This window comes from Novosphingobium sp. SG754 (assembly GCF_013149315.1).
Lineage (GTDB): Bacteria > Pseudomonadota > Alphaproteobacteria > Sphingomonadales > Sphingomonadaceae > Novosphingobium > Novosphingobium capsulatum.
The window spans coordinates 24,966-48,998 of record NZ_JABGCC010000009.1 but is presented as its reverse complement, the minus strand read 5'-3'; the positions used below and the strand labels follow the sequence as shown (position 1 = coordinate 48,998).

Here is a 24,033-nt window from a genome sequence, read left to right as displayed (position 1 = left end):
GCTTTGAACGGAGCTACCAGACGATGACCAAGTTTTTGCACACCATGATCCGGGTGACCGATCCTGACGCGACGATTGCGTTCTTCAACCTGCTCGGCGTGCAGGAAACGCGCCGCTTTTCCAGTGAGCAGGGCCGTTTCACGCTGATCTACCTGGCAGCGCCCGGCCAGGATTATGAAGTGGAACTGACCTACAACTGGCCGGCCGAGGATGGCAGCGCCGAAACCTATGCGGGCGGGCGCAACTTTGGCCATCTCGCGTTTCAGGTGGAAGATATCTACGCCACGTGTCAGACGCTGGCCGATGCCGGGATCACCATCAACCGCCCGCCGCGCGATGGGCACATGGCCTTTGTGAAGACGCCCGATGGCATCTCGGTGGAATTGCTCCAGAACGGCCGTCTCGATCCGGCTGAACCGTGGGTCAGCATGCCCAATACCGGCACCTGGTAAATCCAGGACATGTCACCGCCCGCCCGCAGGTATGACCACGGTGGGCGCGCTGACATCCTATGATCAGTCGGGCAGCGACAGGGCATAGGATGTCAGCTCAGTGCAGGCCTGCACATCGTCGGGGGATACTACGACACCAGCGGCGGCCAGGCTTTGGCGAATGCCGGCAGGGCCGGCCGCGGTGCCGCTTGGACCTTAATCGGGCGCTGGCCCCACGCGGTGATCGAGCGGGAGCGTGCGCCGCTTCAAATTCTAGATCATGGTGCGCCGCCTGGTTACTGGCGAGTTTGTGACAGTGTTCCGCGTCGCGCGCCAAGTCGGCGTGCGCCTTTGCCGCGCGATAGCTGCCCAGCTCCCGCTGAACGCCAGCGGCGACTACCGCAAGGTTGTGGATGGCCAGTGCCGTTGTAAATCAATGAAAAAAGGGCATGGGAGATCTGGTCGCCGGCCCGCACCGGCCCGGATGGTCGCTTGCTGGCCGCAGGGCTGGCCGTCGCCTCTCACCGCGCCGGTCTTTAGGCCATGGTCACGAATATCTCGGCCACGATGACCCAGCCTGCATCGCTTTGCCGCCACTTGGCGCAATAGCGTCCGCTGGCGTAAACCGCGCCGCTATCGGCGTGGCGGCCCTGCCACTCTCCCTGTTCCAGGGCGATTGGCTCCACCGCCGATGCCTCGATCGTCGCCGGCGTGCGCAGATAGATGCTGCGCGGGCTGGCGGCGAACTCGCGCTTCCACGCCTGGAGTTGTGCTTTGCGCCCGGCCAGCACGGCGCTGTCGCTGCCCGTCACCAGCACGACGTTGGGCGCCAGCAAGGGCCCGATCGCGGCCAGGTCGGCGTCGGCCAGGGCCTGGTTGAATGCGGCGCGGCGCAGGCGGATGGCAAGATCGGCAGGGTGGCTCATGCCACGCTATCACCACGCCGGCGTCGCCGGGGCAACCACTCGTCGCGTTTAACCATGTTTCTGCGGGTTTTCCTGAAGGCCGCTTTAGGCCGGGGGGAAGGTCGTGCACGCAATCTGCGGCACATGATCCGCCATGTCCCTCCCGAACACGTCAAGCTTGGCATGTTCATTTGCGGATTCGGCGGATCATGGTTCGATCATCCGTTCTGGCGCACGCGTTTCGTCATCTCGACTGCTGACGACCTTGCCAAGGTCCATGGCTGTGCCGCCCCCTTCGTGATCATCGACGAGGCGCGCGGCGGCCGATACGAGGCAGAACCGGCGGCGGCCGCGCCGCCCGCATGCGCGGCTGGTCCAATGCCAGGCGAACCGCGTGGGCCGGTCCGCCGTTGCCGGCGTGCCGCGCCCCCACCGCCCGATCGCGCCGATGCGCTGATGCACAGCATCTCGCGCCAGCGCCGTCGCCAGGTCCAGAAAATGGTGGGTCAGGCCCGACAGACGATGCGCGGCCTGTTCGACGATGCCCGCATGGGCCGCGCGGTGCGTGTTGCTGATACCCATCAACTGGTAGAAGATATTGCCGAGGCCGTTGCCAGCAGCCCGCGCACGGTGATCGATGTCGTCCGTCTCAAGAGCAAGGACGAATACACCTTCGCCCATTCGGTGGCGGTGTGCACCCTGATGATCAACGCCGCCACGTTCCTTGGTCTAAGCGCCGAGGAAACCCGCGACTATGGCCAGGCTGGCCTGCTCCACGATCTGGGCAAGATCGGTATCCCGCAAGACGTGCTGAACAAGCCTGCCAGTCTCACGCAGGAAGAATTCGCCCTCGTCCGCGATCATCCCGAACATGGCTTTCGCCTGCTTGCGGCATCAGGCGATGTCTGCCCCACCGCGCTCGATGTCTGCCGGCACCACCACGAACGGCAGGATGGCAAGGGCTATCCCGCCGGCCTGCATGCGGGCGAGATCAGCCGCGCCGCGGCCCTTGGCGCGATCTGCGATTGCTACGACGCGCTCACGTCCGACCGTATCTACAAGCAGGCGTGGACGCCGGTGGAGGCGCTCGCGGCGATGTGGGGATGGGAAGGGCATTTCGATCGCGATCTGCTGTTTGCCTTCATGCAAAGCATCGGGGTGTTTCCGCCCGGCATGGTGGTGCGTTTGCGCAGCAACCGCCTGGCCTTGGTCCAGCCTGGGCGCCGCACGGACACGGGGCCCCATGTGACGGCGTTCTTCTGCACGCGCGAACGCGAACCGCTTACGCCGCAGGACATGCTGCTCGATGATGCCAATCCGCTCGACAGTATTGTGGGCCATGCTTGCGGTCATGAATGGGGCGTGCCCGATTGGAATCGGGTGCGGCGCCGGCTGTGGCGCGGCGCGGCCGATCCCCCGCAGCTGTGAGCATGACTGCCAGCATAAGCAAACTTTATGCACCATATCGGTCTCGGCGATGAAAGCCGGAAAATACCATTATGTTTTAAAAGGATATTTTTCAGCGTTACAAAATTGCGATTTGCACGGTAAAATTGATTCCAAGCCGGCTTGCCGTATTCTGTGGGCACATAACGCCAGACAGAGGGCACGATGGCACCGGCTTCTTTCGATACGATCAACCCCGCCACGGGTGAGGTGCTCGCCACCATCCCCATCGCCGGCGCCGCCGAAATCGATGCCGCCGTGGCCCGCGCCCGCGCTGGGCAGCGGCAGTGGGCTCGCCTGACCGGTACCGAGCGGGGCCGCGTGCTGCGCCGGGCGGTCGATATCCTGCGCGCCCGCAACGATGAACTGGCGCTCTTGGAAACCCGCGACACCGGCAAGCCGATCCAGGAAACCATCGCGGTCGATGTGCTTTCGGGTGCCGATTGCATCGAATACTACGCCAACGTGGCAGCCACGATTGCCGGTGAGCACGTCGATCTTGGCCCCGGCGCGTTCGGCTATACCCGGCGCGAGCCGCTGGGCGTCACCGCCGGGATCGGCGCGTGGAACTATCCGTTGCAGATCGCCTGCTGGAAGAGCGCGCCCGCGCTGGCCTGCGGCAACGCGATGATTTTCAAGCCCGCCGAACTGACCCCGCTCACCGCGATCGAGTTGGAAAAGATCTATCTCGAGGCTGGCGTGCCCGATGGCGTGTTCCAGGTCGTCCAAGGATTTGCCGCCACCGGCCAGTTGCTGTCACGCCACCCCGGCATTGCCAAGATCTCTCTCACCGGAGAAGTTGGCACCGGCCGCAAGGTGATGGCCGACGCTGCCGCCACGCTCAAGCAGGTCACGCTCGAACTGGGTGGCAAGAGCCCGCTGATCGTGTTTCCCGATGCCGATCTGGACAATGCCGTCTCGGGCGCGCTGCTCGCCAATTTCTACTCGGCCGGTGAAGTCTGCTCCAACGGCACGCGCGTGTTCGTCCATGCCAGCGTGATGGATGATTTCCTCGCCCGGTTGAAAACGCGGACCGAGGCGATGATCGTGGGCGATCCCGCCGATCCGGCCACCTATGTCGGCGCGCTGATCAGCCAGGCCCACATGGAAAAGGTGCTCGGCTATATCGCGAAGGGCCAGGCCGAAGGGGCCACCCTAGTCACCGGCGGCCATCGCGTGCTCGCCAACGGCTGCGACAAGGGGGCGTTCGTTGCCCCCACCATCTTTGCCGCCTGCAACGACGAGATGGTTATCGTCCAGGAGGAAATCTTCGGCCCGGTCATGGCCGTCCTGCCTTTCACCGAAGAAGCCGAGGTGATCGAACGCGCCAATGCCACCGAATTCGGTCTGGCCGGCGCGGTGTTCACCCAGGATCTGACCCGCGCCCACCGCGTCGTCGCCGCGCTCGATGCCGGCACCTGCTGGATCAACACTTATAACATCACCCCGATCGAATTGCCGTTCGGCGGGGTCAAGCAATCGGGCCTGGGCCGCGAGAACAGCCGCGCCGCCATCGAGCACTATACGCGCCTCAAGAGCGTCTATGTCGCCATGGAGCCGATCGATGCCCCCTACTGATGCTGATGCGGGCGAGGCGTTCGATTATGTGATCGTTGGCGCCGGGTCGGCCGGATGCGTGCTGGCCAACCGGCTCACCGCCGATGGCCGCCATCGCGTGCTGCTGCTGGAATTCGGGGGATCGGATCGCTCGATCTTCATCCAGATGCCCGCCGCGCTCGCCTATCCGATGAACACCACGCGCTGGAACTGGCGCTATGAAAGCGAGCCCGAGCCGCATCTCAACAACCGCCGCTTGCATTGTCCGCGCGGCAAGGGGCTGGGCGGCTCATCCTCGATCAACGGCCTCGTCTATGTGCGCGGCAATCCGCTCGATTTCGAAAGCTGGGAGGATCAGGGCGCGCGCGGCTGGGGCTATGCCCAGGTGCTGCCCTATTTCAAGCGCGCGGAAACCCGCGCAGAGGGCGGCAATGCCTATCGCGGCGGCGACGGGCCCCTGTCCACCACCTATGGCACGCTCGACAATCCGCTGCACCACGCGTGGATGGAAGCGGCGCAGCAGGCCGGTTACCAGCCGACCGAGGATTACAACGCCTTTCAGCAGGAAGGCTTTGGCCGCATGGACATGACCGTGCGCAAGGGTGAGCGCTGCTCTTCGGCCAAGGCGCATCTCTATGATGCGGTCAAGCGGCCCAATCTCAAGGTTGTGCAGCATGCGCTGGCCACCCGCATTTTGTTCGACGGCACCCGCGCGGTGGGCGTAGAGTACGAACGCGGCGGCACGCTGCACACGGCACGCGCCGGGCGTGAGGTGATCCTCTCGGGCGGGCCGATCAACTCGGTGCAACTGCTCAAGCTGTCGGGCATCGGCCCGGCCCAGGAACTGGCAAGCCATGGCATCCCGGTGTTGGCCGATCGCGCCGGGGTCGGCGCCAACTTGCAGGATCACCTGGAATTCTATTTCCAGATGGCTTGCACCCAGCCGATCACCCTGTTCGGCCACGCCAATCTGGTCGGCAAGGCCAAGGTGGGCCTGGAATGGCTGCTTCGGCGTACCGGCCTTGGCGCGTCCAACCACTTTGAATCCTGCGGTTTCATCCGCAGCCGCGCCGGCATCCGCTATCCCGATATCCAGTATCACTTCTTCCCGATGGCCATCAATTACGACGGCTCCTCGCTCGCCACGGAGCATGGTTTCCAGGCCCACGTCGGGCCGATGCGCTCGAAAAGCCGGGGCACGGTCACGCTGCGCAGCGCCGATCCCCGCGAAAAGCCGGTGATCCGCTTCAACTATATGAGCCACCCGGACGATTGGGCGGAAATGCGCGCCTGTGTGCGCCTCACCCGCGAAATCTTCCAGCAGCCCGCCTTCGCGCCGTTTCGTGGCCGGGAAATCCAGCCCGGCGCCGATTGCGTCAGCGATGAGCAGATCGATGCGTTCATCGCCGACAAGGTGGAAAGCGCGCTGCATCCCTCGTGTACCGCGCGCATGGGCCGCGTCGATGATCCCTTGGCGGTGGTTGACCCAGAACTGCGGGTGATCGGCGTCCAGGGCCTGCGCGTGGTCGACAGTTCGGTCATGCCCTCGATCACCACCGGCAATCTCAATGCGCCCACGATCATGATCGGGGAAAAGGCGGCCGATCACATCCTCGGCAACCCGCTCCTGCCGCCGGCCAACGAGCCTTACTACGTCCACCCCAACTGGGAAACGCAGCAGCGATGATCGGTGAAGACCCCGCGATAACCCCCGCGATGACCTTGGCCGCCCCTGCCGGGGAACTGCACCGCTCGCTCGATTGGAAGGGAGCGTTCTGGGCTTCGTCGGGGGTTCCGGCTGGTGTGCTGCTCACCATGGGTGGCATTGCCGCCACAATCGGCCAGCCAAGCTGGGTGGTCTGGATCGCTTCGATCCTCATGGGGTTTATCCAGAGCTTCGTCTATGCCGAGATTGCCGGGCTCTATCCGCACAAGTCGGGCGGCGCTTCGGTCTATGGCGCGGCGGCCTGGCTGCCCTACAGCCGCTTTGTCGCCCCGATCTCCATCTGGGCCAATTGGCTGGCCTGGTCGCCGGTGCTGACCCTCGCTACCAGCCTGGCCGCCGGCTACATCATGGCCAGCCTGTTCGCGCCCGATGCGGCGATCATGGCCTGGCAGATCAAGCTGGTCGATCTCGGCTTCGTGCGCCCCGGCCTGTCTTTGCGCATCAATGCGGTCTCGCTGATCGCCACTGCGTTCCTGCTGCTCACCTTCGCCTTGCAACATGGCGGTGCTGCGCGGGCGGCCCAAGCCCAAAAGATCCTTGGCCTCGTGTGCCTGGCCCCGCTCATCCTGGTCGGCCTGATCCCGGTGTTTACCGGCAATCTCCCGCGCGAGCATCTCTTCCCGCTGCTGCCCATGCTGCGCGACGCGGCGGGCCATGCCGGCTTTGGCAGCTGGAATGGCTATGGCCTGGTCCTGCTGATGGGCGCGATGTTCGGTGCCGGCTGGTCCACCTACGGCTTTGAAACTGCGGTGTGCTATACCCGCGAATTCCGCAATCCCGCCCGCGATACGCCGCGCGCGATCATCGCCTCGGGCGTGTTGTGCATCCTCGTCTTTGCGCTGGTGCCGCTGGCGTTCCAGGCCTCGCTCGGCCTTGACACCATGCTCTCACCTTCGATCTACGATGGTTCCGGCGTGGCCCAGGCGCTGGCCTCGATCGTCGTCAAGGGGCTGGGTCTCGTCGCCTCCAGCCATGCCGGCGTGTTGATCGCCAACCTGTTCATCGCCATGCTGATCCTGTCGCTGCTGCTGATCGTGATGACCTCGATGATGGGATCGTCGCGCACGCTCTACCAGGCCTCGCTCGATGGCTGGCTGCCGCGCTATCTCTCGCGCGTGAACAGCCACGGGGCGCCCACCGCCGCGATGTGGACGGACCTGGGCTTCAACCTGATCCTGCTGCTGGCGTCAGACTATTTCGCCGTGCTGATGATCAGCAACGTCTGCTACCTCGCGTTCAATTTCCTCAATCTCCAGGCTGGCTGGATTCATCGCATCGATCGCGGTGACAAGGAACGCCCGTTCCGCTGCCCCACCTGGCTCCTGGCGCTGGGTTGCACGTTCGGTTTCGTCAACATGGCCTTCATGGGCGCGGGGGCGGATGTGTGGGGTGCAGGCACGCTGCGCAACGGCCTGATTGCCCTGCTGCTGATCGTGCCGGTTTTCGCATGGCGCCACTATGGGCAGGACAAGGGCGTATTTCCCCATGCCCTGGTCGAAGACTACGCCCGCAACACCGATGGCACGATGACGCGCCGCGCCGGCTGGCTGCCCTGGCTTGCCCTGGTCGGCTGCGCCGCGCTCATTGCCGTCACGCACGCTTTCGCCTTGCACCACGGCGCGCCCACGGCGGGGTGATCCCCTGCCGCTGGTTTGGTCTATTGCTCTGTGAAAGCGGTCAGATCGCTGGGCTGAACAGCGCGGGGATCGCCTGGGGCAGGTCGGCCTCGGCCTGGGCATGGGCGCGCGGGTCGTCCACGTCGATCCACCAGGCGCCATCGATTTCCATCGTGGCGGCGCGGCCGGCATCGGCCAGCACCTGCATGCCATCGGAAAGCGATCCGGGGCGGCCCATGGCCACGGCTTGCGTGATCGCGGCGGGCAGGGCGGCCGTCGCCAGGAAGGCGCCGCAATCCACCGCGTCATAGGGAAAGATGGTCTTGCCGATCGCCGCGATCGTGCCATCGGGCCGCGTGCGCACCCAGGTGGCGTCGTCAGGATCGACCAATGGATTGTCCAGCCGCCGATCGATCGCCAGCGTCACGTCACGCGTCGGCGCACCTTCCTGCGTCAGGCGCTGCAGAATCTCGGCGGAAAAGATATGATCGGCCATCATCAGCAGGAATGGCCCATCGACCAGGGCCGCGCCGGCGATGACGGAATGCCCATTGGGCAAGGTCCAGTCCGCCACGCGGGCTGCCTGGATGGCCAAGCCGCAATGGGCGGCTAGATCGGGCAGGGCGGCTTCCACGCGGGCGGCTTCGTGCCCGGTCACCACCACGATGTGGCTGATGCCGGCAGCAGCAGCCTGGCGCACGCCCAGTTCTAGCAGGGGGAAACCGCAAACGGGGGTCAGCGGCTTGGACTGGCTGAGATCGCGCAAGCGCGATCCCAGTCCAGCAGCCAGGATAACCGCATGCCGCGGCACGGCGGCGCCATGGGCGGGCCGCGACACGGCAGCAGTTTCCATGCTTATTCGGCTGCCTGCGGCACGGCAGCGATATATTCATCGACCATGCGCAGCGCGACATCGTCGATGAACTGTTCGGGCGGGTGCTTGCAGAAATAGGCCGACGGGCCGATCAGCGCGCCGCCTTCACCGCGTTCCAGCGCCACCTTGCAGCAACGGATCGCATCCATCACGCAGGCCGCGGCGTTCGGGCTGTCTTCCACCGACAGGCGCAGTTCCAGGTTCACCGGAACGTTGCCCCACTGCACGCCTTCCATGCGCAGGAAGCAGATCTTGTTGTCCTTCTGCCACGGAACGTATTCCGACGGGCCGATCAGGATGTTTTCTTCGGCCAGGCGCTGGGCCAGCATGGCCTGCACGGCTTCAGTCTTCGATTCCTTCTTGCTCGACAGGCGATGGCGGTCGAGCATGTTGAGGAAGTCGGTGTTGCCGCCGGTGTTGAGCTGATAGGTGCGCTCGGTGGTCACGCCGCGCGCCGAAAACAGCGTCGAGAGCGTGCGGTGCACGATCGTCGCGCCAACCTGGGCCTTGATGTCGTCACCCACGATGGGCAGGCCGGCAGCGCGGAAGCGCGCTTCCCATTCCGGGTTGCTGGCGATGAACACGGGGATGCAGTTCACGACGGCAACGCCCGCTTCCAGCGCGCATTCCATGTAGAATTCGCTGGCCTTCTGCGAGCCGACCGGCAGGAAGTTGAGCAGGATTTCGGCACCCGACGCCTTGAGCGCGGCGACGATGTCGGCCTGGCTTGGATCTTCGCCTTCGGCCACGATGAACCCGCGCTCACCAGCAACGGTCATGTGGTCGGCAACGCCGTCCAGCACGCGGCCGCGCATCACCTTGGCGCCGGTGGTCGGCACGTCCTTGTAGAACACGGTGGTGTTGTTCGGGGCAGCAAAGATGGCCTCGCCCAGGTCCTTGCCCACCTTGCGAGCATCGACATCGATCCCCAGAACAAATTCCACGTCGCCCGGCACATAGTCGCCGATGACATCATGGATCAGGCCTTGGGAAGAGTTGTTGTTCTTGTAATAGAAAACACCCTGAACCAGTGAACTGGCGCAGTTGCCGACGCCAATAACCGCGACTTTGATCGATGGCATTTTAGGTAATTCTCCTGCGGTCACGACGGTGGCCCATGCTGATAACAGCCAGGTACCTGCCTGACACTCAAACGAAACTGCCTTTTCGCGGTGCTGCCCACCCTGCCCTCATACAAGGCCGAATGAGTGGAACCCGGACGGTCCGGACCGGAAGGCGCCAAAATAGTGCAATCCTCGGGCCATGGCAATGGAGCCCGATGTGGTTGTTACATTATGACTGCCATACTGCAGCTGCATTGCAACTTTACGCTCGACTTGTCGCACACTGAAAACGCTTGGGCGCGCGCCCTCGGCGGTTCAGCGGGCGGCAACGCTGTCGGTTGCCGCATTGGCAAAATCATGCTCCAGCCGCCGCGCGGCGCCGCCGGCATGGGCAATCGATGCCAGCAGCACGATATTGAGCACCACCGCTTCAAACAGGAAATAATAAAGCGGCGATCCGGCCAGCATGGCCACCCCCAGCAGGATCGTGCGGCTGTTGGCCCCCAGGATGCGCCAGCCGGGCAGCAGGTCGCGAGCGTGGGCGCGGGCGATCGTGCGCGCATTTGCGGTGCCTGCCGCATCCGTGGCCAGCCGGTCATAGGCGGCATCAACCGCAACCCCGCCAGGCGCCAGGGCACGTCCCAGCAACAGGTAGAGCCGGGCGAGCGCGGTGCCCGGCCCGGTGATCGGCACGTCATCCTGGCGCAGCCACGGGTTGCCATAGGCCCACCACTGGTATTGCCGCCGCTGCACTTCATAATGGTTGGCCTGCACGATGCGGCTCAGGCCAGCGCCGACCACCGCGATCCAGCACCATGGGCTGACATGCTGCTGCAGCCACCAGCCGAGCAGGAGGTAGACCACAGTGTGGCTGCCATAATCGCACAGCCCGTCCACCATTTCGCCATGAGGCCCGCTGCGCCCGGTCAGGCGCGCCAGATCGCCATCGGCGCCATCCACCACGTGCCAGCTCAGGTGCAGGGCCAGCCCCAGCAAGGCCATCCAGGGCCAGCCCGGCTGGCAATAGACCACGCCTGCGGCCACCACCATCACGGCCCCGAATACCGAAACCATGTTGGGCGTGATGGGCGTGGGTGCCAGTGTCCAGGCCAGGCGCCACGACAGGGGATGATAGATCCGGCTGTTCAGCCAGTCCTGCAACTCGGCCGGGCGCAGCGGCCGCGGCGGGCGTACCCGCTGTTGGGTTTCGGCAGGGCCAGAGGTTGCGGTGGTGTTGGGTACGGGACGTGACGGGTTCATCGCCCGTACCCTATACCGCGTCATCGGTCTCGCCAATTGCAAACCATGTCCGTGCCCGTGGCGCGGCGGTGGGCGTCAGCGGATATAGGCCTTGATGATCGCCACCAGTTCCTCGGCGGCCTGGGTCTTGGGATCGCTGCCTGGTTGGCCGGGATCGATCATGTGCTCGCGGATATGGTCTTCGATCACTTCGGCGATGAAGCCTTCCAGGGCGCCCCGGCAGGCCGTTGCCTGTTGCAGCACGCGCGCGCATTCCACTTCGGCGTCCACTGCCCGTTCCAGCGCGTCGATCTGTCCCCTGATGCGTTTCAGCCGGTTGAGCAGTTTCTGCTTTTCGGCTGCCACATGGCTCATGATACTGGTCCCTTTTTCACTTGATACCATACTCCCCTAGGGTATAGGGGCGGGCAAGTCGAGTCGTTCCCGGGCCGCTCCCGCGCGGTCTCAAGACGCGATGATATTCCAAGGAATCCAACCGATGCCGCGAAGTTGCAACCATACCGCCGACGAGGGCGACAGTAGGCGCTCAAGCCTGACTGGCGCTTGCGTTGCGGCCGGCAACTCGCCCGCGGGATCGGTGCGGCACATCCGCTGATGTGTCTTCGGTCCGGCCGGGCAGTTGTCGCCTGACCAAGGACCGAATTGATGATCAAGATTGCTTTCCCGCTGGTGCGGCGCGCATTGCGCGCAACGGCCGCCGACCGCTGCCCCGCCGCCGCCATCGACATGGGCAACACGCGCCTGTCATATTCCACCGCTAGCGCTGCGGCGGTGAACGGGTTGACGGTTGCATCGATCGAATGGCGCATGGCCGGCCGGCTGGCCATGGCTGTTGCGCTCGGCGCATTGCTGGCCCAGGCGCCGGTTCGGGCCGACGCTCCGCCCGCGACCCAGGCGCCGGATCAAACCCCGGATCAAATCTTCGCCATCCATGGCCAATATACGCTGGTGGCGCAGGGCGTGGGTGGGTTCGCGTCTCCCTATTCGGCTGACAACAGCCTGGCGCCCCGCCAGGTCAAGGCCACCAACGATACCACGCTCTATCTCGGGGTGCGGCCCTGGCGGGGGGCGGAAGTCTGGGTGAATCCCGAAATCGACCAGGGGTTCGGCCTGTCCAACACCCTGGGCGCAGGCGGATTTCCCAGCGCAGAGGCCTACAAGGTTGGCCAGTTCAGCCCCTATTTCAAGTTGCAGCGCGCGTTCCTGCGGCAAACCATTGCCCTGGGCGGTGATCCCCTGGCCGTGGCTGCGGGGCAGAACCAGCTGCGCCTGGCCACCACCGCCAACCGCCTGGTGATCACCGCGGGCAAGATGGGCGTGGGCGATGTCTTCGACACCAACCGCTATGCCCATGATCCGCGCGGCGATTTCCTCAACTGGTCGCTCATCGATACCGGCAGCTTCGATTATGCCGCCAACGCCTGGGGCTATACCTATGGCGTCGCGGCCGAATGGTACCAGGGTCCGTGGACCTTGCGTGCCGGGCTCTACAACCTGTCCCAGGTGCCCAACGGCGTCGCGCTGGAAAGCAATTTCTTGCAGAACGCGCTGATTGCCGAGGTTGAGCGCCGCTTCATCCTTGCTGGCCATCCCGGCGCCGTGCGCGTCACCGGCTTCCGCAACCGTGGCCGCTTTGCCCGGTTCGATGATGCCTTGGCGCTCGCTGCCGCTAGCGGGCAGGCCATGCCAGACCTGGCCCCGGCGCGCCGTGTGCAGGATCGCCTCGGCGTGGCGTTCAATGCCGAACAGGAAGTGACCGGCAGCCTTGGCCTGTTCATGCGCGGCGGGTGGAGCGATGGGCGGATCGAAACCTACGATTTCACCGATATCGACCGCACCCTGGCTTTCGGTGGCTCGCTGGCCGGCAAGGGCTGGGGGCGCCCGCAGGATACCTTCGCCGTTGCCGGCGTCGTCAACGGCATTTCGGCGGCGCACCAGCGCTGGCTCGCGGCCGGTGGTCTGGGTGTGCTGGTGGGCGATGGCGCGCTGCCCCATCCTGGGACGGAGCAGATCGTGGAAGCCTATTATGCCTTCCGTCCGGTCGGCTGGGGTTCACTGACGTTTGATTATCAGCATATCGCCAATCCCGGCTACAACCGCGATCGCGGACCGGCCAATATCTTTGCCTTGCGTGTCCACGCCGGCTTCTGAAAGAGCCTGGATCATGACCACCACCCGCCTGCCCAGCTTTTCGCGCATGCTGCGGCTCACCCGTCCGAACCGCGAGGATGCGATTGCCTTCGCCATCCTTTCGGGCCTGGCCGTGCTGGTCTTCCGCGCGGCCGAAGGCGCCGTGGCCCCGCTCAGCAGTCTCAATCTCGAACCGGTCACGCTCGCGCCGGTACATCTGCCCTATTATGCGCTGCGCACCGTGCTGCGGATGTTCGCCGCCTTGCTGGCTTCCACCGTGTTCACGCTGGTGGTGGCCACGCTGGCGGCGCGCAGCCGCCATGCCGGGCGGCTGATCGTGCCGGCGCTCGATATCCTGCAGTCGGTGCCGATCCTGGGCTTCCTCACGTTCACGGTGACGTTCTTCATGAACCTCTTCCCCGGCAACGTGCTGGGGGTGGAACTGGCCAGCGTCTTTGCCATCTTCACCTCGCAGGCGTGGAACATGGCGTTCAGCTTCTATCAGTCGCTGCGCAGCGTGCCGGGCGATCTGGAGGAAGTGTGCCAGGGCTTTGCCCTCTCACCGGTGCGCCGTTTCCTCCGGCTCGATCTGCCGTTTGCCACGCCTGCGCTGGTGTGGAACGCGATGATGTCGATGTCGGGCGGCTGGTTCTTCGTGGTGGCATCCGAGGCGATCACCGTGGGCAACACCACCGCCACTTTGCCGGGTATCGGCTCCTATCTCGCCATGGCGATCCAGCAGCAGAATTTCCACGCGGTGGGCTGGGCCGTGGGCACGATGGCGCTGGTCATCCTGGCCTATGACCAACTGTTCTTCCGCCCGATCGTGGCCTGGGCCGATCGCTTCCGCTTTGAACAGACCGCCAGCACCGATGCCCCGCAAAGCTGGTTTCACGATCTCCTGCGCCGCACCCGCCTGCTGCCGGTGGTGCTGGCGCCGCTGGCCACGCTCGGCCAACTGCTCCTTGCGCTCGAACCGCGCGCGCGGCGCCAGCGTGTCGTAGTCGATGGCGCATCCAACCCCTGGCTGGAACGGCTGTGGCAGGCAGGGGTATGGCTCGGCGTGATCGCGGCGCTCGGCTGGACCGGGCATTACGTGCTCACCTCGCTTACCCTGCAAGACATGGCACAGGCCCTGGGCGACGCCATGATCACCATGGTGCGCGTGATCGTGCTGATCGTGCTGGCCAGTGTGATCTGGGTGCCGCTGGGCGTGATGATCGGCCTGCGTCCGCGCCTGGCGGAGCGGGTTCAGCCGATCGCCCAGTTCCTCGCCGCCTTTCCCGCCAACGTGCTGTTTCCCTTTGCGGTGATCGCGATCGTGCGGTTCGGCCTGGCGCCCGATGTGTGGCTGTCGCCGCTCATGATCCTGGGCACGCAGTGGTATATCCTGTTCAACGTGATCGCCGGGGCCAGCGCCATTCCCAACGACCTGCGCGAGGCGGCTGGCATGTTCGGCGTGCGGGGGTGGCAGTGGTGGCGCCAAGTCGCGCTGCCCGGCATCTTCCCGTACTATATCACCGGCGCGCTTACCGCGTCGGGCGGATCGTGGAACGCCTCGATCGTGGCCGAGGTGGTTACCTGGGGTGATCATCATCTGCGCGCCCATGGCCTTGGCGCCTATATCGCCGATGCCACCACGGCCGGAAACTATCCGCAGGTGGCATTGGGCATCGCGGTGATGAGCCTGTTCGTGCTCGGCTTCAACCGCCTGGTGTGGCGCCCACTCTATGCCTTTGGCGAACGCCGTCTGCGCCTCTGACAAACCCGCCTTTTTCTCAAATCCCTGGCTTATCGTTTTCGGAGTATCCCCATGGCAACTCTCCTGCCGTCCCAGCCGCTGATCGAGGTCAAGGGCCTGAACCATTTCTATGGTCCGCCGCCCGGTGGCCATCTCGTGCTCGAAAACGTCGATCTCACGCTCTACCAGAACGAGGTCGTCGGGCTGCTCGGTCGCTCCGGCTCGGGCAAGTCCACGCTGCTGCGCTCGATCGCCGGCCTGATCCATCCGCGCCAGGGCACCGTTGCGCGCATCGCCAGCGAGGATTGCCCCGATACCAGCGTGGCCATGGTGTTCCAGACCTTCGCCCTGTTTCCCTGGCTCACCGTGCTGCAAAACGTGGAACTGGGGCTTGAGGCGCAGAAAGTGCCAGCCGCCGAACGCCGCAGCCGCGCGCTGGCCGCGATCGACCTGATCGGCCTCGATGGCTTTGAAAACGCTTATCCCAAGGAACTGTCGGGCGGCATGCGCCAGCGCGTCGGCCTGGCCCGTGCGCTGGTGGTCAATCCCTCGCTCCTGCTGATGGACGAACCCTTTTCCGCGCTCGACGTGCTTACCGCCGAAACGCTGCGCACCGATCTGCTCGATCTCTGGTCGGAAGGGCGCATGCCGATCAAATCGATCCTGATCGTCACCCACAATATCGAGGAAGCGGTGCAGATGTGCGATCGCATCCTGGTCTTCTCTTCCAATCCCGGCCGCGTCGTGGCCGAGATCAAGGTGGATATCCCGCGCCCGCGCGACCGGCTCGATCCGCCGTTCCGCGCGCTCGTCGATGACATCTATGCGCGGATGACCGCCCGCCCGGCCGATGCCGCCCGCCCGCGTGAAGGGGTGTTCCCCGGCACCGGCATCGCCATGGTCCTGCCGCATGTGTCCACCAACACGCTGGCCGGCCTGATCGAAGAGGTCGACGGCACCCCGTTCAACGGCCGCGCCAGCATGGCCGAACTGGCCGATTCCCTCAATTTCGAGATCGACGATCTCTTCCCCATGGCCGAAACCCTGCAACTGCTGCGCTTTGCCGAACTGCGCGGGGCCGAACTGCTGCTCACGCCCGCGGCGCGTCGCTATGCCCAGGCCGATGTCGATCACCGCAAGGCCATGTTCGGAGAGGCGCTGCTCGCCCACGTTCCGCTGGCGGGCCACATCCGCCGCATCCTTGATGAACGCGCCAGCCACAAGGCCCCCGCGCGCCGCTTCCGTGATGAGCTGGAGGACCACATGAGCCCCGATTTCGCCAGCGAAACGCTCAAGACCGTAACCAACTGGGGCCGCTACGCCGAAGTCTTCACCTACCACGAGGACGACGACCAGTTCAGCCTCGACGACCCGCAATAACACGGGACGCGGCGGGCGGTTCGCATCGCTTCCAAACGCGGTGAAAGGTGGTACCCGCCCAGATTGCAACCGCAATGAACTGGCCCTCTCCGATGCATGGCGAGACCCGTGTTTCGGCGCGTACCGGTGACTCTGCTACAACAGGTATCCGGGCTTTGGCACCTCCTTGATTATCGATTGCTATGCCAGCTTTCCATTGCGGAACGGAAATTCCGGACTGGAAAATAGCCAGACAGGGGGAAGCAACGATGACATCAAGGAAGACCGGATTCACCGCGTCAGCGGCGAGTATAGCAATCGCGCTGGCCGCATCGACGATGGGAGCGACCGCGTCCGCGCAGACCGCAGCGGACAGCGCACCGACGCCGCCGCATTCGGATGAAATTCTCGTCACCGCGACGCGGCGCTCGGAATCGGTGTTGAAAGTGCCGGTCAGCATAGCCGCGCTCAACCAACAGAATCTCGACGATCGCGGCATCCGCACCATTCAGGACATCGCGGCACAGACGCCGGGCCTTAATGTCGCGGCCAGTTCTGGCAGCGTTGGCGGTATGCGCGCCTCGATCCGCGGCATCAACTCGACTGCTGGCGCGGCCACCACCGCAACGTATATTGACGATACGCCGGTGCAGTCGCGCAATTCCGCGCTCAACTATTCGCTTTCCACCTTCCCGCGCGTTTTCGACCTTGATCGCGTGGAAGTGCTGCGCGGTCCGCAGGGCACGCTGTTCGGCGCGAGTTCGATGGGGGGCGCCATCCGCTTCATCACGCCAGCGCCCAGTTTGTCGGGCACCAGTGTCTATGGCCGCACCTCGCTCGTCGCGACCGATGGGGGCAGCCCGGGCGGCGAAATCGGCCTCGCCGTCGGTGCACCGATCGTGGAAGACAAGGTCGGTTTTCGGGTCAGCGGTTGGTATCAGCACGAAGGCGGCTATGTCGATCGTGCCAGCTATCAGGATCCGAACAGCAAGCAGAAAAATGCCAACTTCAGCAACACGTACGTCTTGCGCGCGGCTCTGGCCCTGAAGCCGACGGAGTGGCTGACGATCACGCCGTCGATCTATTTCCAGGACCAGAAAATCAACGATACCTCCTACTATTGGAGTTCGCTGTCCAATACGCATGACGGTGAATTCAACAGCGGTTCGTCTATTCCCCAGCCGTCGCATGACCGTTTCTGGCTGCCCTCGCTGAAAATGGTTGCGGATGCTGGTGGCGTAAGCATCACCTCGGTGACCTCGCATTATGCCCGCGATGTGAATGAAACGCGCGATCAGAGCCAGACCAACAATCTGACCACGTTCGGTCCGGCCTATCTCTTCACCAAGGTTAATGGCTATTCCCAGGTCATCGACACTTGGTATTCCCGCACCAAGCAGCGCGACTATGTCCAGGAAATTCGTATTCAAAATACGGCTTCGTCGCGCCTGAACTGGCTGGTGGGTGGGTATTATTCGCACAGCAAGATCTTTTCCGATCCCAAGCTCAACAGCGCCTACCTCAACGATTTCACCAAGCAATATTTCGGTAAGACGGTGGCGCAATACTTCGGCACCGGCTTGGTGGATGGTCTCTACCGTTATACCGGTGTGGAGAATACCGTCGAAGAACAGTTTGCAGCATTTGCTAATCTCGACTGGGAGTTTGTCGATCACCTCAAGATCACCCTCGGTGGTCGCTATTCGATCAACAAAATGGTCTATGATATCGTCGAGAAGAGTCCGACTTATGTCACCGGCGTTTCGCACAACGCCGGTTCGATTAAGGAAAAGCCGTTCACGCCGAAAGTGTCGCTGTCCTATGATGCCAGCAACAATCTCATGTTCTATTCAACCTATGCCCGTGGCTTCCGCACCGGCGGGGTCAACAAGGCCGTGCCCATGCCGGCATGCGCCTCAGGCTTGGCGGCCCTCGGCCTTGATGGCCCGCCGCCAACCTACAAGTCCGATACGACTGACAGCTACGAACTGGGCAGCAAGGGGCGCGTCGGCGGCGGCCTGCTCAGCTTTGAGGCCAGCGTGTACCAGATCAACTGGAAGAACATCCAGCAAAGCATCCGGCTCACCTGCGCCTATCCGTTGACGCTGAATACCGGCAGCGCTCGCAGCCGCGGCTTTGACCTCAATCTCAACATGCATCCCACGGACAAGCTGCGTCTTGGGCTGACGGTTGGCTATAATGACTCCAAGTATCTCGACACGCTCAAGTCCGGGACCAAGGCCACGGTCTTTGCCGGTCAGAAGATTGACGGCTCGCCATGGACCTTGAACGGCTTCTTCGAATATAGCCTGCTGGTTGGGCGGCATGATGCCTATATCAGGGTTCAGGACACCTATAACTCGCGTCCGCAGGGGCCATTCGGCTTCCAGAACCCGATCTCGTCCGTCTACGATCCCACCCGCGTCACCAACGAAGCGATGAACAAGCTCGACGTGCGCCTTGGTCTCAAGGCAGGCCCGGTGAATTGGTCGCTGTTCAGCGAAAACCTGCTGAACGCGCGGCCCATTCTCAACAAGGCCAATCTCTATGCTTATGCGCCGTTCTTTACCGAGCGTACGATCACGCCGCGGACAATCGGCATCATGGCAACCTTGACGATGTGATGGGGCGCCGATGGTGGCATCGTCCGATGCCACCATCGGCCGCCAGGGAAATCCGCGACCGCGCTCGCGATAATCGATTGGAATTGAGCATGTTGCGTACCCTCCTTGTAACGTCTTGCGTGGCCATCGCGATGGCCCCGGCCGCGCTTCGGGCACAAGATGCGGCAGCAGGTGGAGCGGTCTTCAAGCAGCGCTGCGCCATGTGCCACAGCACCACGCCTGACGGGCGCCCAGGCGTCGGTCCCAACCTCAACAATATTGGCAAGCGCGCTGCCGGCAGCACGACATTTGCCTATTCCGCCGCCCTCAAGAGCGCAAAAATCAAATGGGACGCCAAGACATTGGACACGTTCCTGACTGCGCCAGGCAGGATGGTCCCTGGCACCCGCATGGTGGTGTCATTGCCCGATGACAGGCAGCGCGCCAACGTGGTGGCGTATCTGATGACCCTGAAGAACTGAGCACGGCGAACCCCCTGCGACACGAATAGGCCGGGCACCTCGTGCAGAGGTACCCGGCCTTACTTGCGTGGGCAGAGTGGCTGTGGGCCCGAGCCTAGCGACGCACGAACGTCATCAGCGACGTGACATGGCCTTCGCCGTCCTTGAGAACGGCGATGAACGCCGTGCCATCGTTGGTTAGCCAGTGTTCGAGGTTTACCGTACGATGGTCGCTGCCCGCAAACATCATGCGAATTTGGTCTACCTGTGGCCCCTTGCTTTCCAGGGTGGCAATGCCGATTTGCCGGCCGCTCAGTACATCATAGAGCGGAGCTGGCGTTCCATCGGTCAGCGCTTCGAAACGCGCGCCGGAATGCACCCCGTTGACCATCACATCGGCGCGATAGGCGCGCTTGCCGTCGTGATCGGCCATCGTAACGGTTTCCTGCAATTCGCGATGCGGCCCGGAGCGCGACTTGTCATAGATCCAGGTGCCGTCAAAGCCTGGCGCGGCCTGGGCGCACCCCGCTTCGGCTGGCAGGCAAAACGCCAGCATCGCTGCGCCAAGCGACAGGATCGCATTACTGCGCGCGGAAGGATTGCGAAGCGGGCTCATTGCGCGGTCTGCTTGCGATCATAGGCTACGCGGCCGCCGAGAATGGTCATATCGACATTGATCTGGCTGAGCCCGGTCTTGGCGATCTTGAGCGGATCGGCATCGAGCACGACAAAATCGGCCAGCTTGCCCGGCTCGATGCTGCCTCGCGTCTTTTCCATGAAATTGGCTTCGGCGCCCCATATCGTGAACATCTTGATGCCTTCCATGACGGTGATGGCTTCTTCGGGCTGGGCGATCGTGCCGTACTTGGTGTCGCGCACCACCGCGCGCTGAATGGAGAACAGCGGGTACGTCGCGAAATTCTGCGTGCCGATGGTATCGACGCCGCCGGGCGGATGCATGCCCGCGTCGATCAGCGTGCGCAGCGCGAAAAACTTCACGCCCGGCTCCTTCACGTTGACGTTGGTCAGACGCCACAGAAACGCCGGTTGCATCGATGGAATGACGCCATCTGCCTTCATCCGCGCCAAGCGCTGGGCCGTGCGCTCGTCCTGCACCAGAAAGTGACCGAAATGCTCGATCCGGTCCCGCGCATCGGGCCGCGGCGCTGCTGCCTGCGCCGCTTCATAAGCAGTCAGTGCCATGTCCTGCGCGCGATCGCCGTTGGCGTGGATCTGCACCTGCCATCCCGCCTTGTGCGCGGCGACCACTTCGCTGGTGAGTTGTTCCTGGGTGAAGGACGTGCCGCCGCGGTTGTTGGCGATCCAGGTCGTGCCCGAACCATTCCAGAACGGCTTGTAAACCGCAGCCGTGGTTCCCCATACGCCGTCGAGCACGAACTTGATGGCACCGATCGACAGCATGTCGTCGCCAAGGCCCGTGTGCCATCCGGTGGAAAGCATGCCGCCTGCCTGGCCGGGTTTGTTGAACAGCGGGTTCATCCGCACCCGTGCCGGCAATTGGCCCTCGTCCCGCAGTTCCTGATAGGCTTGGAACGTATCGGGCCCGGTAATGGCCATGTCAGACACCGTGGTCACGCCACGCTCCAGATAGAATTTCTCGAGAATGTCCTTGAGCGCTTGCCTCTTTTCCGCGTGGGTGAACGTCTCGACCGGAAAGGGAACGTGATAGTCGCGGATGATCTTCACCTCGCCATCGGCCGTACGCTCCAGTCGTCCGGTCGATCCGGCGGGCGGATCGGGAAAGTTTCGGTCAAGCTTTAACGCCACGGCCGCCGCGTGATTGATCACGTTGTCGTGTACGCTCCAGTCCAGCCGCACCGGATTGTCGGGAAACGCCGCGTCGAGCTGTTCGCGCGTGGGCATGACTTGGTTGTAGGTGCCGTTGCCATGCAGCCAGGCGCCCGGACCCAGCTTCTTCTGCAGCTCCTTGAGGCGGGCGATGATCGCATCCGGACCAGCCAGCGGCGGTACCTGGATGTTGACAGTGTGTGCCTCCACATCCGCCATCCCGTCGACATGGGTATGGCTATCGATGAATCCGGGCAACACCGTGCGTCCCTGAAGGTCCAGCACGCGTGTGTGCGGCCCGATCCAGGCTTGGGCGTCATCGACGGCCACGATATGTCCATCGCGCACGGCCACTGAATGCGCGAGGCGTTCGTGCGCGTCGACAGTGATGACGTTCGCGTTGGTGAGGACCAGATCGGCTTCGCGATGCGGTGCCTCGGCCGCCACGGGCAGCGCAAAACCTGCCATCACCATCAGGCTGGTGCAAAGTGCCGACGTACGCAGTAGCTTCATGCCTGGGCTCCAACATCGCGAATTGCCGCAAAGATCATCAGGATATGGTCTGACACAGCGGGCTGGATATAAAGCTGAAAAAAGGCACCCGCCTGGTGATGAGACGACAACACCGGTGTATCGCGCCGCGCGGAAGCAAGACGCGTCGGTGAACGCCCTGGCGGTGAGTGGTAGTCACCGTGCTTGGCGGGGAACGCAACTTGAACGGAAACTTCGGGAAACTCACCACTGTTCGGCTCGCGCTTGCCTGTCGCAATCCATAAGGGTGCAAAGGCAGGCAGGCCGGAATTAGCAGAGGGGTTTTCAATGGCTTTCAGTCGCCTGCCGAAGGGCAGCCTGGTATCTCGCGGTGCGTTTGTCACCGCATGCGCTGCTCTCTTGCTGGCCAACGCAAAGCACGCGCCAATGCACCTGCTTCCCGGTGGAGACGCCCGGATCGCCGCGGACGATGGGAATTGGGTGACAACCGGCCGCACCTACAGCGAGCAGCGGTTCAGCCCCCTGTCCCAGATCAACGATACCACTGCGTCCCAACTGGGCCTGACGTGGTACGCCGATCTCGACATGTCCCGTGGCGAGGAAGCGACGCCCTTGGTGGTGGATGGCGTCCTTTACGTATCCACGGCCTGGAGCTTGGTGAAAGCCTTTGATGCGACCAACGGCAAGCTTTTGTGGACCTTCGACCCGGCCGTGCCACGCTCGCAACTGGTCAATGCTTGCTGCGATGCGGTCAATCGCGGCGTCGCCTGGTGGCGGGGCCGGCTCTATGTGGGCACGCTCGATGGCCGGCTCATCGCCATCGACGCCCGTACTGGCAAGCAAGCCTGGAGCGTGCAGACAACGCCGAAGGATATGCCCTACACCATCACTGGCGCCCCGCGCGTGATCAAGGGGCGGGTGATCATCGGCAATGGCGGCGCCGAACTTGGCGCCCGCGGGTTCGTGAGCGCCTATGATGCGGTATCGGGCAAGAAAGTCTGGCGCTTCTACATCGTGCCTGGCGCGCCCGGCCAGGCGGACGGGGAAGTGTCCGACCCGCAAATGGCGGCCGCGCGCGCGACCTGGGCCGGTGACGCGTGGTGGAAGCAGAAAGCTGGGGGCGGCAATGCCTGGGATTCCATCGCCTACGATCCCGATCTCGATCTCCTTTACATCGGCACGGGCAATGGCTCTCCCTGGAACCGGATGGCCCGCAGCGAGGGTAAGGGGGACAACCTCTACCTTTCCTCGATTCTGGCAGTGCGGCCCGAAACGGGGCAATATGTCTGGCACTACCAGGAAGTGCCGGGTGACGAATGGGATTACACGGCTACCCAGTCCATCGTCCTGGCCGACCTCGTCATTGCCGGCCAAAAGCGCAAGGTGCTGATGCATGCGCCCAAAAACGGCTTTTTCTACGTTCTCGACCGCGAGACCGGAAAGGTCATTTCCGCCGAAAAATACGTGCCGGTGAACTGGGCATCAAAGATCGATCTGGCCACTGGCCGACCGGTCGAAAACCCCGAGGCGCGCTATAGCGAGCGCGGGAAGCCGTTCTACGGCACGCCCAGTTCGCTCGGTGGGCACAACTGGCCACCGATGGCATTCAGTCCGCAGACCGGCCTGGTCTATATCCCCACTCAGGAACTGGCGCTGCCCTATGTGCCTGATCCAGAATATAAAAAAGCCGCGTTGGGATATAACACCGGCAATCGCCTGGGCGCCTCGGTTCCACAGCTTACTTCGCCGCTCAAGGAAACGAAGGGCTATTTGATGGCGTGGGACCCGGTCAACCAACGGGAAGTCTGGCGCGCGCCGCGCGAGACATTTGGCAACGGAGGGGTTCTGGCAACAGCCGGTAACCTTGTGTTCGAAGGCACGGGCACAGGATTTTTCAAGGCCGTGCGGGCAAGCGACGGCAAGGAACTGTTCTCCATCTGGGGACAGACAGGAATTCTCGCCGCACCGATGACGTATATGGTGCGCGGCAAGCAATATGTGGCGGTGCTGGCCGGCTGCGGCGGCGTCTATGGTTCGGCCTGCAACCTCGTGGGCAAGGATGGGCGGCATGCCAATCTGGACCGGGTGCTGGTCTTTGCCTTGGGCGGCCGGGCGAAGTTGCCCGATGCCCCACCGGCGCAACCGATGGTACTCGATCCCCCGGCAAGTACGGCAAATGCTGCGACGCTTGCGCTGGGCGATGATCTTTACGGACGGCGATGCGCGGTGTGCCATGGCTATCGTGCCGTTAGCACCGGCAATCAGCCTGATCTGCGCTACAGCCCGTTCATCGCCGATCCCGATGCCTGGCGCTCTGTGGTGCTCGATGGCGTTCTGGCCGATGCCGGCATGGTAAGCTTTGCCAAAGTACTGGACCGCGATCAGACAGAAGCGATCCGCCAATATCTGATCGCCAAGGCGCAGGAAAAGCGTGCGCAGACCAAGGATGGGAAGGACGGCAAAGGCCAGAAGAGCGGCGACGAGCCTGTGATGCACGCCAGCTGATGATCGCGCGGGTTTTTCCCGCATGCCTGGATCCCAGCATGCCGTGGTTGCATG

The 24,033-nt window shown here is 63.6% G+C and carries 18 protein-coding genes; 11 read left to right on the top strand and 7 right to left on the bottom strand.

Features of this window, described 5'->3' with window-relative positions:
• Positions 1-23: 23 nt before the first annotated feature.
• A complete protein-coding gene (locus FHW97_RS18500; RefSeq protein WP_171797534.1) occupies positions 24-452 on the top strand; it encodes a VOC family protein in 429 nt (142 codons plus the stop codon).
• A 515-nt stretch (positions 453-967) separates the two neighbouring features.
• On the opposite strand, the gene FHW97_RS18495 is transcribed toward FHW97_RS18500, so the two are convergent.
• Positions 968-1,357, bottom strand: a complete 390-nt coding sequence (locus FHW97_RS18495) for a DUF4440 domain-containing protein (protein ID WP_171799446.1) — start codon at positions 1,355-1,357, stop codon at positions 968-970.
• Positions 1,358-1,480: 123 nt separating this feature from the next.
• Between FHW97_RS18495 and FHW97_RS18490 the strand changes: the two genes are divergently transcribed.
• The 4 genes from FHW97_RS18490 (at position 1,481) to FHW97_RS18475 (ending at position 7,702) form a co-directional block, all read left to right on the top strand.
• The gene (locus FHW97_RS18490) at positions 1,481-2,764 is read left to right on the top strand and encodes an HD-GYP domain-containing protein (protein ID WP_171799445.1); all 1,284 of its coding nucleotides are present in this window, start codon (positions 1,481-1,483) and stop codon (positions 2,762-2,764) included.
• Positions 2,765-2,947: 183 nt separating this feature from the next.
• Positions 2,948-4,360, top strand: coding sequence for a betaine-aldehyde dehydrogenase (gene betB / locus FHW97_RS18485; protein ID WP_171799444.1), 1,413 nt, complete (start codon positions 2,948-2,950; stop codon positions 4,358-4,360).
• Positions 4,347-6,026 carry a choline dehydrogenase gene (gene betA / locus FHW97_RS18480; protein WP_171799443.1) on the top strand — a complete coding sequence of 560 codons (1,680 nt, stop codon included), beginning with the start codon at positions 4,347-4,349 and terminating at the stop codon, positions 6,024-6,026. Before betB ends, betA begins: the two co-directional genes overlap by 14 nt.
• On the top strand, positions 6,023-7,702 hold the full coding sequence (locus FHW97_RS18475; protein ID WP_171799442.1) for an APC family permease: 1,680 nt from the start codon (positions 6,023-6,025) through the stop codon (positions 7,700-7,702). Before betA ends, FHW97_RS18475 begins: the two co-directional genes overlap by 4 nt.
• A 40-nt stretch (positions 7,703-7,742) precedes the next feature.
• On the opposite strand, the gene FHW97_RS18470 is transcribed toward FHW97_RS18475, so the two are convergent.
• The 4 genes from FHW97_RS18470 to FHW97_RS18455 all read right to left on the bottom strand — a co-directional run bounded on the left by FHW97_RS18470 (position 7,743) and on the right by FHW97_RS18455 (position 11,233).
• Positions 7,743-8,534, bottom strand: a complete 792-nt coding sequence (locus FHW97_RS18470; RefSeq protein ID WP_171799441.1) for an NTP transferase domain-containing protein — start codon at positions 8,532-8,534, stop codon at positions 7,743-7,745.
• A gap of 2 nt (positions 8,535-8,536) precedes the next feature.
• Positions 8,537-9,637 carry an inositol-3-phosphate synthase gene (locus tag FHW97_RS18465; RefSeq protein ID WP_171799440.1) on the bottom strand — a complete coding sequence of 367 codons (1,101 nt, stop codon included), beginning with the start codon at positions 9,635-9,637 and terminating at the stop codon, positions 8,537-8,539.
• Positions 9,638-9,934: 297 nt separating this feature from the next.
• Entirely contained in the window at positions 9,935-10,879 is a 945-nt protein-coding gene (locus FHW97_RS18460; RefSeq protein ID WP_171799439.1) for a CDP-alcohol phosphatidyltransferase family protein, read from the bottom strand.
• Between the two features lie 75 nt (positions 10,880-10,954).
• A complete protein-coding gene (locus tag FHW97_RS18455; RefSeq protein WP_022676028.1) occupies positions 10,955-11,233 on the bottom strand; it encodes a metal/formaldehyde-sensitive transcriptional repressor in 279 nt (92 codons plus the stop codon).
• A 471-nt stretch (positions 11,234-11,704) separates the two neighbouring features.
• Between FHW97_RS18455 and FHW97_RS18450 the strand changes: the two genes are divergently transcribed.
• From FHW97_RS18450 to FHW97_RS18430, 5 genes are all read left to right on the top strand, one after another.
• Positions 11,705-13,030 carry a carbohydrate porin gene (locus FHW97_RS18450; RefSeq protein WP_171799452.1) on the top strand — a complete coding sequence of 442 codons (1,326 nt, stop codon included), beginning with the start codon at positions 11,705-11,707 and terminating at the stop codon, positions 13,028-13,030.
• Positions 13,031-13,043: 13 nt separating this feature from the next.
• Complete coding sequence (locus FHW97_RS18445; protein WP_253941876.1) at positions 13,044-14,771, top strand: ABC transporter permease subunit; 1,728 nt, start codon at positions 13,044-13,046, stop codon at positions 14,769-14,771.
• Between the two features lie 51 nt (positions 14,772-14,822).
• Complete coding sequence (locus tag FHW97_RS18440) at positions 14,823-16,130, top strand: AAA-associated domain-containing protein (RefSeq protein ID WP_171799438.1); 1,308 nt, start codon at positions 14,823-14,825, stop codon at positions 16,128-16,130.
• A gap of 248 nt (positions 16,131-16,378) precedes the next feature.
• Positions 16,379-18,733 (top strand): TonB-dependent receptor, encoded by a 2,355-nt coding sequence (locus tag FHW97_RS18435; protein WP_171799437.1) that lies wholly within the window; start codon positions 16,379-16,381, stop codon positions 18,731-18,733.
• 119 nt (positions 18,734-18,852) lie between these two features.
• Positions 18,853-19,194: a cytochrome c family protein gene (locus FHW97_RS18430; protein WP_370525469.1), complete on the top strand. Its 342-nt coding sequence runs from the start codon at positions 18,853-18,855 to the stop codon at positions 19,192-19,194.
• 94 nt (positions 19,195-19,288) lie between these two features.
• Here FHW97_RS18430 and FHW97_RS18425 read toward each other — a convergent pair whose 3' ends face one another.
• Both FHW97_RS18425 and FHW97_RS18420 read right to left on the bottom strand, forming a co-directional pair.
• On the bottom strand, positions 19,289-19,789 hold the full coding sequence (locus FHW97_RS18425) for a hypothetical protein (protein ID WP_171799436.1): 501 nt from the start codon (positions 19,787-19,789) through the stop codon (positions 19,289-19,291).
• Entirely contained in the window at positions 19,786-21,495 is a 1,710-nt protein-coding gene (locus tag FHW97_RS18420; RefSeq protein ID WP_171799435.1) for an amidohydrolase, read from the bottom strand. Before FHW97_RS18420 ends, FHW97_RS18425 begins: the two co-directional genes overlap by 4 nt.
• Positions 21,496-21,738: 243 nt before the next feature.
• Between FHW97_RS18420 and FHW97_RS18415 the strand changes: the two genes are divergently transcribed.
• Positions 21,739-23,979 carry a PQQ-dependent dehydrogenase, methanol/ethanol family gene (locus tag FHW97_RS18415; RefSeq protein ID WP_253941874.1) on the top strand — a complete coding sequence of 747 codons (2,241 nt, stop codon included), beginning with the start codon at positions 21,739-21,741 and terminating at the stop codon, positions 23,977-23,979.
• Positions 23,980-24,033: the final 54 nt, after the last annotated feature.

Coding starts and splice junctions, on each gene's coding strand:
- betA (WP_171799443.1), top strand. CDS start 4,347: ATGCCCCCTACTGATGCTGATGCGGGCGAGGCGTTCGATTATGTGATC.
- FHW97_RS18420 (WP_171799435.1), bottom strand. CDS start 21,495: ATGAAGCTACTGCGTACGTCGGCACTTTGCACCAGCCTGATGGTGATG.
- betB (WP_171799444.1), top strand. CDS start 2,948: ATGGCACCGGCTTCTTTCGATACGATCAACCCCGCCACGGGTGAGGTG.
- FHW97_RS18425 (WP_171799436.1), bottom strand. CDS start 19,789: ATGAGCCCGCTTCGCAATCCTTCCGCGCGCAGTAATGCGATCCTGTCG.
- FHW97_RS18465 (WP_171799440.1), bottom strand. CDS start 9,637: ATGCCATCGATCAAAGTCGCGGTTATTGGCGTCGGCAACTGCGCCAGT.
- FHW97_RS18475 (WP_171799442.1), top strand. CDS start 6,023: ATGATCGGTGAAGACCCCGCGATAACCCCCGCGATGACCTTGGCCGCC.
- FHW97_RS18495 (WP_171799446.1), bottom strand. CDS start 1,357: ATGAGCCACCCTGCCGATCTTGCCATCCGCCTGCGCCGCGCCGCATTC.
- FHW97_RS18460 (WP_171799439.1), bottom strand. CDS start 10,879: ATGAACCCGTCACGTCCCGTACCCAACACCACCGCAACCTCTGGCCCT.
- FHW97_RS18470 (WP_171799441.1), bottom strand. CDS start 8,534: ATGGAAACTGCTGCCGTGTCGCGGCCCGCCCATGGCGCCGCCGTGCCG.
- FHW97_RS18500 (WP_171797534.1), top strand. CDS start 24: ATGACCAAGTTTTTGCACACCATGATCCGGGTGACCGATCCTGACGCG.
- FHW97_RS18455 (WP_022676028.1), bottom strand. CDS start 11,233: ATGAGCCATGTGGCAGCCGAAAAGCAGAAACTGCTCAACCGGCTGAAA.
- FHW97_RS18435 (WP_171799437.1), top strand. CDS start 16,379: ATGACATCAAGGAAGACCGGATTCACCGCGTCAGCGGCGAGTATAGCA.
- FHW97_RS18490 (WP_171799445.1), top strand. CDS start 1,481: ATGATCCGCCATGTCCCTCCCGAACACGTCAAGCTTGGCATGTTCATT.
- FHW97_RS18440 (WP_171799438.1), top strand. CDS start 14,823: ATGGCAACTCTCCTGCCGTCCCAGCCGCTGATCGAGGTCAAGGGCCTG.
- FHW97_RS18450 (WP_171799452.1), top strand. CDS start 11,705: ATGGCTGTTGCGCTCGGCGCATTGCTGGCCCAGGCGCCGGTTCGGGCC.
- FHW97_RS18445 (WP_253941876.1), top strand. CDS start 13,044: ATGACCACCACCCGCCTGCCCAGCTTTTCGCGCATGCTGCGGCTCACC.